This is a genomic window from Salinicoccus jeotgali, from assembly GCF_055379195.1.
In genome coordinates, this window is sequence record NZ_AP043830.1 from 496,207 (window position 1) to 511,382 (window position 15,176).

The 15,176-nt window shown below is 50.7% G+C and carries 11 protein-coding genes; all 11 read left to right on the plus strand.

The genetic code is table 11. From position 1 onward, the window contains the following. Window positions 1–67: 67 nt before the first annotated feature. The 11 genes from trpD (at window position 68) to ACZ43I_RS02595 (ending at window position 15,168) form a co-directional block, all read left to right on the plus strand. Window positions 68–1,087: an anthranilate phosphoribosyltransferase gene (trpD, locus tag ACZ43I_RS02545; protein WP_344704242.1), complete on the plus strand. Its 1,020-nt coding sequence runs from the start codon at window positions 68–70 to the stop codon at window positions 1,085–1,087. Further along, the gene (trpC, locus tag ACZ43I_RS02550) at window positions 1,088–1,852 is read left to right on the plus strand and encodes an indole-3-glycerol phosphate synthase TrpC (RefSeq protein ID WP_344704222.1); all 765 of its coding nucleotides are present in this window, start codon (window positions 1,088–1,090) and stop codon (window positions 1,850–1,852) included. Beyond that, window positions 1,853–2,491, plus strand: a complete 639-nt coding sequence (locus tag ACZ43I_RS02555; protein WP_344704220.1) for a phosphoribosylanthranilate isomerase — start codon at window positions 1,853–1,855, stop codon at window positions 2,489–2,491. Further along, complete coding sequence (gene trpB / locus ACZ43I_RS02560) at window positions 2,454–3,662, plus strand: tryptophan synthase subunit beta (RefSeq protein WP_344704218.1); 1,209 nt, start codon at window positions 2,454–2,456, stop codon at window positions 3,660–3,662. The genes ACZ43I_RS02555 and trpB overlap by 38 nt, the downstream gene beginning before the upstream one ends. Then, window positions 3,662–4,462, plus strand: coding sequence for a tryptophan synthase subunit alpha (trpA, locus tag ACZ43I_RS02565; protein ID WP_344704216.1), 801 nt, complete (start codon window positions 3,662–3,664; stop codon window positions 4,460–4,462). Before trpB ends, trpA begins: the two co-directional genes overlap by 1 nt. A gap of 59 nt (window positions 4,463–4,521) precedes the next feature. Then, a complete protein-coding gene (locus ACZ43I_RS02570; protein WP_344704214.1) occupies window positions 4,522–5,844 on the plus strand; it encodes a glucose-6-phosphate isomerase in 1,323 nt (440 codons plus the stop codon). A gap of 77 nt (window positions 5,845–5,921) precedes the next feature. Further along, window positions 5,922–6,527: a TVP38/TMEM64 family protein gene (locus ACZ43I_RS02575; protein ID WP_344704212.1), complete on the plus strand. Its 606-nt coding sequence runs from the start codon at window positions 5,922–5,924 to the stop codon at window positions 6,525–6,527. 11 nt (window positions 6,528–6,538) lie between these two features. After that, window positions 6,539–7,072, plus strand: a complete 534-nt coding sequence (lepB, locus tag ACZ43I_RS02580; protein WP_344704210.1) for a signal peptidase I — start codon at window positions 6,539–6,541, stop codon at window positions 7,070–7,072. Window positions 7,073–7,120: 48 nt separating this feature from the next. Then, window positions 7,121–10,624 (plus strand): PD-(D/E)XK nuclease family protein, encoded by a 3,504-nt coding sequence (locus tag ACZ43I_RS02585; RefSeq protein ID WP_344704208.1) that lies wholly within the window; start codon window positions 7,121–7,123, stop codon window positions 10,622–10,624. After that, complete coding sequence (gene addA / locus ACZ43I_RS02590) at window positions 10,605–14,054, plus strand: helicase-exonuclease AddAB subunit AddA (protein WP_344704206.1); 3,450 nt, start codon at window positions 10,605–10,607, stop codon at window positions 14,052–14,054. Before ACZ43I_RS02585 ends, addA begins: the two co-directional genes overlap by 20 nt. Beyond that, window positions 14,047–15,168, plus strand: a complete 1,122-nt coding sequence (locus ACZ43I_RS02595; protein WP_344704204.1) for a DUF418 domain-containing protein — start codon at window positions 14,047–14,049, stop codon at window positions 15,166–15,168. Before addA ends, ACZ43I_RS02595 begins: the two co-directional genes overlap by 8 nt. Window positions 15,169–15,176: the final 8 nt, after the last annotated feature.

Here is a 15,176-nt window from a genome sequence, read left to right on the forward strand (position 1 = left end):
AGTTTTTTTATTTTAGGGAGGGAAAAATATGATGGCAGAAGTACTGGCAAGAACACATTACGGCAGCATGAAGGCACACTTGGCAAAATTATCGGAACGCGCCGATCTGACCGGCAGGGAAATGGCAGAGGCAGTCTCCATACTGCTGACAGACGAAGTGAGCGACAGTGAAATAGCGGCCTTTCTGATGGGCTTGAAAGCCAAAGGGGAGACCGTGGTCGAGATTACGGCGCTTGTGGAGGTGTTGAGGAAACATGCCATGCCCATACTGCGCGATGTTCCAGGTGTCATGGATAACTGCGGGACAGGCGGGGATGGTTCCAACAGCTTCAACATTTCGACGACCTCCGCCTTCGTCCTCGCAGGAGCAGGCGTAAAAGTTGCGAAGCACGGCAACAGAAGCGTCACAAGCAGGACCGGGAGCTCGGATGTGTTGGCGGAACTGGGCGTATCGCTGTCTTTTCAGCCGCGTGATATCGATCATCTGTTGGATGACAATGGCATCACTTTTCTTTTTGCTCCCCATGTCCATCCAAAGATCAAACGCATCATGAAAGTGCGTAACGACCTTAAAGTGCCGACGATATTCAATCTGATCGGGCCACTCATCAACCCGGTGGCACTCGATTACCAGTTTCTCGGTGTCTATCGGCAGGATAAGGTGAGGACGATGGCAGAAGTGCTGAAAAGACTTGGAAGGAGCCGAGCGGTAGTCATCAATGGGGCGGGCGGAATGGACGAAGCCTCGCTGCTCGGTGAAAATCATATGACCATACTAGATGACGGAAAAATCGAAGATATGACCTTCACTCCGGAGTCGGTCGGCCTCCCCTCTTATACACGGGAAGAAATCAACGGCGGCAGCAGTGCAGAGAATGCGCAGATTCTGAAGGACGTATTGACTGATGAAGCGACACCAGCCCAGCGCGACACGATATTGCTGAATGCCGGCATCGGGCTGTACTGCGCCAAACAGGCCCACTCCGTGCAGACAGGCATCGAAATGGCGCGGCAAAGCATTTCATCTGGACATGCCCTGGCCAAACTCAACCGGCTCGTCACGTATTCAAAAAGAGGAGGACTTTGAATGACTACAATATTAGATGACATCATTGCATATAAACGGCGGGAAATGACACGCCTCACCGCCGAGGAAAAGATATTGGACAGAACGCCCATCTCCTTGAAGGATCGGCTTGACACCGCCGGGACGATGGGCATCATCGGGGAAGTGAAGCGGGCCTCCCCGTCGAAAGGGGACATCAATATCGGGATGAAGCCTGATGAACAGGCAGAGAAATATGCAGCAGGCGGTGCGGATGCCATTTCAGTGTTGACCGATGCTGAATATTTCAAAGGGTCAATGGCGGACCTTGAAGCGGTCCGGGAAGTGGTCGGGCTGCCTCTACTGAACAAGGATTTCATCGTAGACGAGCGGCAGATCGACCGGGCATACCGGCATGGAGCTGACATCATCCTTCTGATTGTGGCAGCGTTGGACGACGAAATGCTGGCGCGGCTGTTTGCATATGCCTCCAGTTATGGCCTTGAATGCATAGTGGAAGTGCATACTGCAGAAGAGATGGAGCGCGCATTGGAGATTCAGCCCGCACTCATCGGCATCAACAACCGCAACCTAAAGACATTTGAAGTGGATTTGGGAAATACAGAAAAACTGCTTGAAGCATATGGTCATCATCCGGTGCACTTCATCGCTGAGAGCGGCATCCGTACAACAGAAGACGGCAGGCGGATGAGGGTGGCCGGTGCCGCAGCACTACTCGTTGGGGAGACGTTGATGGCTGCAGAGGACCCGGCCACAACAATCCGCGCCCTGAAAGGGGTGCTGTAGGTGAAGATTAAGATATGCGGCATCCAGACGGTCGAAGCAGCCAGATGGGCTGCAGAAGCAGGAGCCGATATGATCGGATTCGTGTTTGCACCCAGTACTCGTCAAGTCGACATCAACGCGGCTAAAAAAATGGCGGAAGCAGTTAGAGGCAGAGTCGAATGCGTGGGTGTTTTCGTCGATGCCCCGGCTGAATATATCGAACATATCCATCAAACGGTGGGCCTCGATTATGTGCAGTTGCACGGGGATGAGTCGCGTGCATATACTGCAGGCTTGAAAATGCCAGTGATCAAAGCGTTTTCCATCGGCAGTATGCCCATTGCAGAAATGTTCCGGTATGACGCCTGCCATATACTCATCGACAGCCCACCGGCAGAATACCGTGGAGGGAGCGGACGACAGTTTGACTGGTCGGCACTCGAGGGTAGGGCGCTCGACCATTCCCGTCTGGTGCTCGCCGGCGGCATCAATGCAGGCAACATCAAGGAAGCACAACATGTGGTTGCGCCCGCAGCCGTCGATGTATCAAGTGGCGTCGAGACACATGGCGTGAAGGACAAAGATAAGATATTTGAATTGATCAGAACAATGAAAGGTGGAGATGAAAGTGGAAAAAATCTATACTCAGCCCGATGCTGACGGCCATTACGGAGAATACGGAGGGCGCTATGTGCCAGAGACCCTTATGCACGCCCTCAAAGAATTGACGGAAGCCTATGAAGATGCGCAGCATGATGAAGCATTCCAAGCGGAACTGAGCCATTACCTGGAAAACTATGTGGGACGGGAATCGCCGCTCTACCATGCCGCAAGGCTTTCAGAATATGCAGGAGGGGCGAAGATCTACCTTAAACGCGAAGACCTCAACCATACCGGTGCACACAAGATCAACAACACGATCGGTCAGGCGCTGCTTGCCAGAAGGATGGGGAAAAGGAAAGTGGTTGCAGAAACAGGGGCCGGCCAGCATGGTGTCGCAACAGCGACGGTCTGTGCACTGCTTGATCTGGATTGCGTCATTTTCATGGGCAAAGAAGATATACGGCGCCAGGAACCAAACGTCTTCCGCATGGAACTGCTCGGTGCCCGGGTCGTCAGTGTCGATCAGGGCAGGGGAACGCTGAAGGATGCGGTCAACGAAGCCCTCAGATACTGGGTCGCCAACGTGGAGGATACCCATTACGTTCTGGGTTCAGCGATGGGGCCGCACCCATTCCCGATGATCGTGCGTGATCTGCAATCCGTAATCGGCAAGGAGACGAAGCGTCAGATGCTGGATAAGGAAGCGCGCCTGCCTGATTCGATAGTGGCGTGCATCGGCGGCGGAAGCAATGCGATCGGCATGTTTCATCCATTTATAGATGATGAGGATGTCCGCCTTGTTGGTGTGGAAGCATCCGGCGACGGCATAGAGACAGACCACCATGCGGCTTCTCTGAATGAGGGGAGCGTTGGTATCTTGCACGGTGCCAAGATGCATCTGCTACAGGATGAAGCAGGTCAGGTGCAGGAGGCCTATTCCATTTCGGCAGGGCTCGACTATCCCGGTATCGGCCCGGAGCACAGCCATCTGAAAGAAATCGGCCGTGCAGAATATGCCCATATTACAGACGGGGAAGCATTGGAGGCATTCAGGATACTATCCCATAAAGAAGGCATCATACCAGCACTTGAGAGTGCCCATGCGGTAGCGCATGCGATCAAGATGGCCGGTCAGATGACCGGTGATGAAATCCTCGTCATATGTCTATCTGGACGTGGCGACAAGGATGTAGCAGAAATCAAAGCACGTCAGGAAGGTGGATACTAATGGGCAGAAAAAGCATTGCACAACAATTTGAACATCTGGAAGCAGCTGGGGATAAGGCGTTCATCGCGTATATCATGGCTGGAGACGGTGGGCTGTCGAACCTTAAAGATCAGATACTGCAGCTCGAATCGGCCGGTGTTTCCATCGTTGAACTCGGAATCCCGTTCTCCGATCCAGTAGCGGACGGTCCGGCGATACAGGAAGCCGGAAAGCGGGCATTGGCAGAAGGTGTCATATTGAAGGATGTGCTTACGGCGGTTGCGGGCTTTAAAGATGAAGTGAACATTCCGATTGTCGTCATGACTTATGCGAATCCGGTATTGCGGCTTGGCGTCAAACATTTTGCCACGCTGTGTAAAGAAGCGGCCATTTCAGGCGTGATCATCCCGGATGTCCCTTATGAAGAATCGGCAGAATTCGAAACACCGTTGAAGGATGCAGATGTTGCACTGATCCGCTTCGTCACGCTGACCAGTTCAAAAGCACGCATGGAAGAAGTGCTCGAGACGGCGGAAGGTTTCGTCTATGCCGTTACGGTCAATGGTACGACCGGTGTCAGGGATGGCTTCGATGATTCATTGGGTGCGCATCTGGAAGCTGTGCGCCAGGTGAGCCCGGTCCCTGTGTGTGCCGGATTCGGCATCAAGACGCGGGAGCAGGCTAGAGAGATTGGTGCGCATTGCGATGGCGTCATAGTCGGCAGCCGGATCGTCGAACTCATGCATGCCGGGCAGGGCGAAAAGATAGCCGGCCTGATCCCGGGAAGAGCCAGAATCGGAGCGATGCGACAAATTGATTGAAAAACGCGCTGTGTTTTATCTACAATAGTAACGAAGGATAAAATATTCTGGAGGCTACTATGACACATATCAAATTTGACTATTCCAATGCTGCAGGGTTCATGAACCAGGAAGAAATTGAAAATCTTGCTCCTTTCGTCTCAAAAGCGCATGAGATGATCCATGACAAGACGGGGGCTGGCAGCGACTTCCTCGGCTGGGTCGGGCTGCCGAAAGACTACGATAAGGAAGAATTTTCACGCATCAAAGCTTCTGCCGAGAAAATCAAGAAAGATTCCGACGTCCTGCTTGTGATCGGCATCGGCGGCTCATACTTGGGTTCCAAAGCAGCAATCGAAATGCTGAAGCCGACTTTTTCACATGAGGGGACGGAAATAATATTTGCCGGCCACCACCTGTCTGGCCACTACATGAACGAATTGAAAACCTATCTTGAGGACAAGGATTTCTCGATCAACGTCATCAGCAAATCAGGCACGACGACCGAACCGGCAATCGCATTCCGCATCTTCAAGCAGCTCCTTGAGGAAAAACATGGTGATGTAAAGGGCCGCATCTATGTCACTACGGATAAGGAGAAGGGCGCCTTGAATAAACTCGCTCGTGAAGAAGGCTATGAAATGTTCGTCGTTCCGGATGATGTCGGTGGCAGATACTCGGTATTGTCTGCAGTCGGACTGTTGCCGATCGCCGCTTCAGGCATAGATATCGATGCCATGATGCAGGGCGCTGCCGACGCCATGGAGGAACTGGCTGAACCGGCGCTTGAAAAGAACCCTGCATACCAATATGCTGTGGTGAGGAACGCCCTTTATGACAAAGGCTATAACGTGGAGATGCTGATCAACTATGATGAGCGGCTCAAGTATTTTGCAGAATGGTGGAAGCAGCTGTTTGGTGAAAGTGAAGGGAAGGACAACAAAGGCATCTTGCCGCACAGTGCCAACTTCACCACTGATCTGCACTCGTTGGGACAATATATCCAAGAAGGCCGGCGCACGCTCATGGAAACCGTCATAAGCATTGGAACACCTCTCAGCGAACTGACCATCGAAGAAGAATCCCAGGACCTTGATGGTCTGAACTACCTCGCAGGCATGACCGTCGATGAAGTTAATCATCAGGCGATGCGCGGGACCATCCTGGCCCATGTCGACGGAGGAGTGCCGAATATGATGGTGGAAGTACCCCGTCTTGATGCCTATACGTTCGGCAGCATGGTGTACTTCTTTGAGATGGCGTGTGCGATGAGCGGTTATCTTCTTGGCGTCAATCCGTTCAACCAACCAGGTGTTGAAGCATACAAGCAGAACATGTTCGCACTCCTTGGCAAATCAGGTTATGAATCATTGAGAGAACAATTGAATGACAGACTTCGATAAAAACTATATAATTGGTGGAAGATTAGGCTATATTACTTTGTAATATAGCCTTTATTAAATGTGCGAGGTTATGCGTATTGGAACTTGAAACCCTACTTAAGAATTTGACCACCCAGGAAGGCTTGGAATCGCTTTTTGCCGAAGTGGAAGCACTCGGACCCCTAGTCGGATTCGTTCTGACACTGATCGAGTCGTTCCTGCCGTTCCTTCCGCTTTTTGCGATTGTTATCATAAACATCAATTCCTACGGTTTCATAATCGGTTTCCTCCTTAGCTACTCGGGGACGGTCGGCGGCAGTTACCTTGTCTTTCTTACGATCCGTTACTTCCTCCGTGCGCCTGCCCAGAAGTATATCCACAGGCATAAGCGGTTGGAGGGGATGCTTGAATTCATCGATCTGAAAGGGTTCTCCTTTTTGCTGATCCTTCTGTCCCTGCCTTTTACGCCAAGTTCAGTCATCAATCTTATAGCCGCTTTATCGAACATAAAAAAAGTCGTATACTTATATATATTGCTAGTGGCCAAGGCGATTATGATACTGCTGATGTCCATCGTCGGATATGATATTACATCATTCTTCACTTCGCCGCTGCAGTTGACGCTGTCAATCATTTTCCTTGTGGTGCTGTATTTCTTTTCAAAATGGTACCAGAGGTATATCAATAGTAAACTTAAGAAATAGGAGGGAAGCGGATGAAGAAGGAAGTTGGAGAATGGTTGATGGCCATCCTCGTATCAGTCGTCCTGATTGTTTTGATCCGATCCTTTCTTTTCGTATCCTACTCGGTCGATGGCTTGAGTATGGATCCGACATTCGAAGATGGAGATAGGGTCATAGCTAATAAAATCGTGGAATATTTCGGTGGGTATGAAACAGGGGATGTGGTCGTCTTCAATTCTGAGGCAGGGCCAGCCTATGTCAAAAGGGTCATCGGTACACCGGGGGATACGGTGAAGATGGAAGATAAGCAGGTATATGTAAATGGGGAGCCTCTTGAAGAGAGTTATGTGGTGAATACAGGGGATTCCTACATGGATGATTTTACGCTTTCCGATCTTGACGTGGAAGGTGGAGAGATTCCGGAAGATCAATTCCTCGTACTTGGGGATAATCGTCCCATCAGCCGTGACAGCCGTGACTTCGGCATGGTGGATCGGGAACAGATCATAGGTGAAGTGCAGTTGCGTTTTTGGCCACTGAACAGGTTTGGCACTAATTTCGATTGATAGGCACCCTTATTCGGGTGTCTTTTGTCTACTTGAAGGAGTGAGTATATGGGAATCAATATTTGGACTGGAGTGAGCGGCACAGGGAAGACCAGGCAGATGTTCGATGAAATCGGCCAGATTACAAAGATGGCGCCTCTTGGCTCCAGCATATATATAGTGACACCTACCCAGAACACATTGCGGTATGAGAACATAATCACCAATCCGACAGTGGAGAATCCAGGTGTCGGCAGCCTGCGTACAGCTGTCTTCAGCTTTACCCGGCTCATGTGGCATGTGTTTAATGAAACCGGGCATTCGACGCGTGATGCTCTATCGTCAGGCGGGCACATCATGCTGCTCCACAAGATGATGAATGAGATGAAGCAGGCGCTCCGCTTCTATAAAAACAGCGCACAGTACATAAAGTTTTCGGATAAGGTTTTGGATATGCTGAGTGAATTGAGGGCCTACCGGGTGGCGCCTGATGATTTCGAGCGGATAGATGCGCCACCTGGCCGTGTCGCCGATAAGATGCACGACTTGGAGATGATCTACCGCAGATGGGAAGACCGCATCAACGAACTTCAGATAGAGGATATCAACATAGCAGATCAATTCATTGAACTGTTGTATTCAGATGTGCCGATCCGGTCACTTGAAGATGCCGTTATCTACATAGATGGCTTCCATAACTTTACGGAAAGCGAATTTGCATTGATCCAGGCACTTGAGACAAGGGTGCGGACGATCAATCTGCTGCTTACACACGAGGGCACGAACAAACAGCTTTTTCGGAAAACTGATGCGGTGATCGAGCGCCTGCGCTACTACATGGGGCATAACAAGCTTGATTTCACGCACTTCGGTGAAGATTTCAGACGCTCGGATAGGGCCGGACTGATCCAGATAGAACGCTACTTCGATCAGAATCAGAAGATGTTCGACTATGACGGCGTTACCTTTACCGAAGCACCGACGGTGACTGAGGAAGTCAACGATGTGGCGCGTGAAATAGAGGATCTCGTCTTTCAGGGAAAAGCGGCCTATAAGGATATAGGTGTGCTCCACCGGGATCCTAACTACGAACCCGTCCTCCAGTCTGTGTTCAGGCGCTACGATATCGCCTATCATATAGACCGCAAGATACCAATGTATAAGCATCCATTCATCCAGTTTGTGATGGGACTGCTCGAGTGCTACATGAAGCATTATGAGGCTTCTGCATTCATGAACGTGCTGAAGGCCGGATACTTGCATGAAGAGGCTGAACGCGGTTATGTCGACCTGCTTGAGAACTTCATATTGGAACGCGGCATCGAAGGGACCCAACTGTTCGATGATGACCATTTCCGCTATCAGACTGAAGTCACCGACTTTGGGGTGCGGCGCGTCGATAGAGGGGAAGAGCATGCAGGCATGATCGACTTCAAGAACCGTATGCTGACACGGCTTGAAACATTGTATCAGGCATTCAGGGAAGCGGATACGGTGCGCAGTTATATCGGCATCATCTATGATTTCATCATTGATGAAGGAATCGCAGACAGGCTGGTCGGCGAGATCGAGCAGCTTGATGCGGCAGGTGAAGTCGGAAGGCGGGACGAGACGGAACAGGCCTACAATATGTTCATCCGCCTACTCGATGATGCCTATGTCGTCTTTGATGATGAAGAAGTCTCCTTCACCATCTTCTATGAAACGCTCATCGATGGCTTAAAAAATGCAGAGTTCAGTCTATTGCCTTCAACCATCGACCAGGTGATGGTGGGGTCACTCGACCTCTCCAAGGTGGAGAACAAAAAGTACATCTTCATGATCGGCTTGAACCGTGACGTCATGCCACGTGAGACGACAAGCACGGACATCATTACAGATGAAGAAAAAGTGGTATTTGAGCATGCCGATATCGAACTGTCACCGAGCTCCCGGACTTTGGCCCAAGATGAGCGCTTCGTCTTCTACCTGGGTGTGACAAGGGCGACTGAAGGATTGTATTTGAGTTGGTCGAATACATTGCCGTCAGGGGACGGCACCAAGATCAGCCCCTTCATGGCGGAACTGCTGCCGGGAGAAGCAGGCGTCAGGCACTATGAATACCGGAAGACCAATGAATATGACCGCTTCGCACCAAGGCGCCTGATTACTTCGATCGACAGCATGGAGCCTTTACTGCATCTTAAGATGCGTGAAATGATGACGGCTCCGGTCGACGGACCAAAAGCATTCCTTTCGCTGCCGGAGTACAGGGGATGGATTGAGGCCTATCAGATAGTGGCCGAGGAACGTTGGCATGATGTCTATCCCCGCCTCAGGCGTAACCTTACGCATGACAATCGGGCAGAGCCGCTGGCACGGGAGACAGCGGAAGCGCTCTACTCCAATGAGATGAAGGCCAGTGTGTCGAGATTCGAATCGTATTTCAGATGCCCATTCCAACATTTCAGCCGCTATGGACTGAAGCTCCGGATACGCAAGCCGTATGAGGTGGCGCCACTTGAGCTCGGCAACTTGTACCACGAGGTGCTGTATGACGTCGTGAAGCAACTGGACTATACGCTGCTGCATGAGGAAGAGACTATAGAGCGCGCCGTGGACCACGGGATAGAACGGTTTTCCAAAGCGATCCAATACGGTATATTCGAGCGCACAGGCTACTACCAGTCCTTGAAAAAGCGTGCCGGGGATGCCATCATGCGCCTATTACTCTTCATGAAGGATATGGAAGCGAGTGGAGAATACGAGATAAAGGATGCAGAGCTGTCGTTCGGCTTCAGAGACAGTGAAATGGAAGCGGTGACGCTGACGTCGGATGACGGCTACAAGATCCTTCTGCGCGGAAAGATCGATCGCATCGACATGTATGACATCGGGGACTCTGCATACGTCAATCTGATCGACTATAAGTCGAGTACGAGGAGCATATCCCGTGCAGGCATATTGAACGGGCTTGAACTTCAGATGATCACCTATATGTACGTGCTGATGAAGCATGGTCCTGAGCATTTCGGCAAAGAAAAGATAATGCCAAACAGCATGTTGTTCTTTCCGGTGCGTGATCCGCTCATTGCGCTTGATGATGAAGCCTCGCTCGAGACGGTCGAAACGGAACGCCAAAAGCGCATGCGCCCAGACGGGATGTTCATCAACGAGCATCCAGAATATGACGGCATCATCGACGAGCGTTCCATCGGCATCCAGGGCATGCTGTCGGAATTTGAAGATTTCAAGGAATATGGCCGCTACCTCCCCGTATCGGTCACGAAGAATGGGAAGATCAACGGCCGGACCCGGCACCGGTATATGAGTCCTCATCTGTTTACCCATTATGCGACGCACGTATTGGGGATGTACCGGGAGGCAACTGACAAAATCTACAGTGGTGATGTCCGCGTATCGCCGATGGAGATGGAAGGCGGAAGGCTGCCTTGTGAGATGTGCGACTTCAAGTCGGCATGCCATATCGATGCTCTGATGAACCGTGAAGATATAAGAGTCAGCGCCTATGATGAAGAATCGATAGGTGAATTTGAAAGCGAGGTGGCCATAGATGGTCCAGTGGACGGATAGACAGCTCGAGGCAATTGAATATGAGGGGTCTGATGTATTGGTGGCGGCGGCAGCGGGAAGCGGTAAGACCACCGTCCTCGTCGAACGTATCATCCGTAAGGTGCTCAGCGGGAAATACAGCATCGATGAAGTGTTCGTGGCGACATTCACCAATATGAGCGCCCGGGACATGAAAGATAAAATCGAGGCGGCGCTGCAGGCAGCCTACCAGGATAAGCGCGACCCGGCCATATATGCAGAAATCCTGAAGCTCAAAGAAGCCCATATCAAGACGCTCCACAGCTTCTGCCTACATCTTATCCAGATGCACTATAATGCAATCGGACTGCCGCCTGATATGCGCACATTGGGTGATGTCGAAATGAAAATCAGGCTTGAACAGGCCATTTCGAATGTTTTGGAAACCTATTATAAAAAAGCGGATACGGATTTCAACCAGCTGGCTATGATGCTGTCATCCGACAAGAGCAACGACGGGCTCCAGAACACGATACGGGATTTGTACCATACCGCTGTGGCGAGTCCAGATCCGAGAGGGTATCTCGAGGAGAACCTGGACCAGTATCAGGATGAAGCGTATCTTCAGGGCATACTGGCCTCCCACAACCATGATGTCAGCCTGAAGCTCGCCGCACTGTACCCGGATATTGAACGGCTTTTTGAGCATTACAGGACAGCGGTACACACTTCCATAAAAGAAACGCAAGTGCGGGATGCCTTTGACGGGCTGGAAACACTTGAGAAGAGTGTGCGCCAAGCGATGGAGACCAACGGCAACGGTGAGCCGGTCGAGCTCCCGCTCTATATGCTCAAGGACGGCCGCTCGGCGTTCATCCGCAATATCGAAGATGAAGATGAGAAAAAACGATTGCTCGACGTCCAGAACCGGGTTAAGAAGCGGTACCAGGAAATACGTGAACTACCCGCCTACACCTTCTCCCTCGTCAAGGAGGAGTTGTCGCCCCTCAATGGCATAAGGAACACATTGATTGAAATCGCACTGGAAGTACTCGAACGGTTCCAGAGCGAAAAGAGGGCACGCAATGAAATGGACTTTTCGGACTATGAACATTATGCCCTGGCCATATTGGGTGCTGAAGATGGTGACATCAGACGCCGCTACCGTGCACAGTTCAAGGAAGTCATGATCGATGAATATCAGGATGTCAACCGTGTGCAGGAAGCGATTATACAATCGCTGAAGTCGGGGGACGAACAGGACGGCAACCTATTTATGGTAGGGGATGTGAAACAGTCCATCTATAAATTCAGGCAGGCAGACCCTTCACTATTCATTGAGAAGGCGGAACGCTTCAAAAATCCGGGAAGCGGCAGGCTGATCAGTCTGAACCATAACTTCCGTTCACGGGGGGAAGTCATTGATGTGACGAATGATGTGTTCGGACGTATTATGGACAAGGAAGTCGGGGAAGTCGATTACGACGAAACCCATCGGCTTGTTCAAGGGAACTATCTGGATGCCCCACCGCTGGCATCGGAATGCCACATTATAGAAAATGCGGAAGGGACGGGGAGTGATGCGGAGATCCTCCATATTGCAGAAATCGTCCGCAAGCTCAGGAAGAAAGGCGTCGACTATCAGGATATCGTGATTCTGACCCGCAATACGCGGGATAATGAAGCGTACCGCAAACTGCTGTCTGCAGCTGAGCTGCCTGTTTTTGTCAACAACCGTTCGGGTTACTTGGATACTCTTGAAATCCGCACGATGATCAGCCTGCTGTCGATCATCGACAATCCGCTGCAGGACGACCATCTCGTCGGTGTAATGAGGCTCCCCATGTTCGACTTTTCGGAAGATGATATTGCTGAAATCCGGGCACGTTCGGACGAGGATTACTTGTATGAGGCAGTGTTGACATATGAAGGCTCTGCAGTCGTCATGAAAAAGATAGGAATCCTGAGCGAGGCGCTTGAAATGTTCCGTTCCCACGCACGGTATATGAGCGTGCCGGAACTCATCGATGAAATCTATGCCGAACTGAATATACTGGAATATTTCGCAGGCATGCGTGGCGGTCTGACCCGGCGGGCGAACCTGAACGGCTTCATCGAAAAAGCCATGGAGTTTGAAAAGATGTCGCATCTGTCACTTTATGACTTTATTGCGTACATTCACCGCATGATCCAAGATGGTCAGGATTTCGGGGAGGAGAATACAGTCTCAGATGGAGATGACACATTGCGCGTCATGACCATCCATGCATCGAAAGGTCTGGAGTTCGGCTATGTCATCTATGCGGGTCTCCATCGCCAACTGAATATGATGGATCTGTCAAGGAAGGCGGCAGTGCACCCTGATGCGGGCATCGCATTCAAACGCTATATGCCGAAGCATCAGGCAGTACTTCCAAGCATCCATTCGGAAGTCCTTAGGCGGATGGTCCGCCGTGAGCGGATCAGTGAGGAGATGCGTCTCGTCTATGTGGCGCTGACCCGTGCAGTCCACCAGCTCATCATTCCACTTGTCTATAAAGATGAACGGAAGGATAAGTTCAGCTATGAAGGCGGCATGGTCCATGCAGATGACCGTCTGGCCATCCAGAACATCAGGGACCTGCTGGCCCCCGTACTGGATCAGATCCCAAACCAGACACTTGAAATGGCGGAGATCGGAGAAATCAAGGAAGTCAGGCAATCGAAGGAGCATATTACGCTTGATGACATCGAACAGTTGAAGACAAGCGGAAACCAACTGCTTAAGGAACGCATCCTTTACCGTTATCCGGATCAGGCGGCGACGCGCACCGTATATAAGGAATCGGTAACGGAAATAAAAAGGCGGAATGAAACGCCGCCAGATGATAGTGCGGTTATCCGGCATGACCGCACGCCGAATTTGAGGGCCCCCAATTTCAGGAGCAGCTCGATGGAAGCGCCTGTGTTTGGTACCATGATGCACGAATTGATGATGCATCTTCTGAACCGGTACGATGAAATAAGCGGTATGGATAAAATAGAAGAGGGGCCGCTTGAGGATTTCATGCTCGATATGATCAGAGTGCATACTGAAGAAGACCCTCTGATTACGGATGCCCACCGCGACAAGATGATGATCAACATGAATCGCTTCATGTCTGATGACGATATGCGCCAGCTGTTGGATGACAGCCTGGAGATATATACGGAGACGCCTTTCATCATGAACCAGGCAGCAATCGGATATTCGGACTTCAGCAGCCAGATGGTCCAGGGAATCGTCGATGTATTGCTTGAGATGGAGGAGGGCTATGTCATCATCGACTATAAGACAGACCGGCTGCGTCCGGGGGATGAAGTGGATGATCTGATCGATCGTTACCGTACACAGATGGACATATACAGGCGATCCATCATGCAGGCCCTCAATAAAAATGTTACTGTATACCTATATTTCTTTGAGTATGGAGCGGTTAAAATTGATGACTGATAATATGAGGGCCAGAAGTATACTTGGCTTTGCCTTGTTCCTTGCCCTCCTGATGAACGGATTATATTTCATGATGCCCTACGATGCAGTGAACCCATACGAATACTTGCACGGAATCAATCTCAGCACTTTCCTAGCGCTTGATATCTTCATCGGAGGAGCAGTCGTCCCTCTGATTGCACTGTTGGGCGGCTATCTCATCCATTCCTATAGAGGGGTCGGAGTCGGGAATCTGGCCAAGGTGCTCGGATTTCTATTGGCCCTGGGTATAGTGCATACATTTTTTGTCCATGCATTCGATTTCCTTCCCGGCCTGGCGCTGATGGGCCTGGTGACGGTATTATTCGTGAGGGCGCACTGGAGCGCACCGCTGTTTAGCGGCTTAGCCTTGTTTGCTGTACATCTGACAACGAATGTACTTGTCGGTTTCCTTACAAATATAGGGTCTCCGACAGACATCATCTATACGGCGATGCAGGATGTGAGCGAGTACACTTCCGTCTTCCGCGACACGGACTATTTTGCGATTGTCGCGATGAATATTGAAATATTTTCACAGAATGCATTGAGCAGCTTATATGGTCTCATATTCACTGTCCTGCCATGGCTGCTCATCGGACTTTCCTTCGGCAAGCTTGATGTTGTGCGTATGATTGCTGCCGGGCCCGTGATGGCCATCGTACTTTTCGTCGTGCTGGCAGGCGGGGGGATCGCAATGAAGATGGCCCAAGTACTGACGCTTGGCAGCTACAGCGGACGACTGCTTGCTGAAAACTTTGGTGGCCCTGTCCTCGCCCTCGGCTATTTCTTCCTGCTGGCTTATGCCACTATAGTCCTGCCAGCGAGAATCGTCGGCGTGTTCAGCCGTGCCGGTAGATACATCGTCACGCTTTATGTGTTATCGAATATCATGTTCATGCTTGTCTTCTATGGTATTGGCATGCGCATGTATGGAGAAATGGAGATTTCTTCCATGATATGGCTTGCTTCAGCAGCCTACATCTTTCTCCTCGTGCTCTCTGCTGTCATGGAAAAGTATAATGTTAAAGGAATCGAGTATTTGTTTGCGAATAATTCTGAAAATGACATGAAAAACGAGAGAGACATGTTATAATATAATAA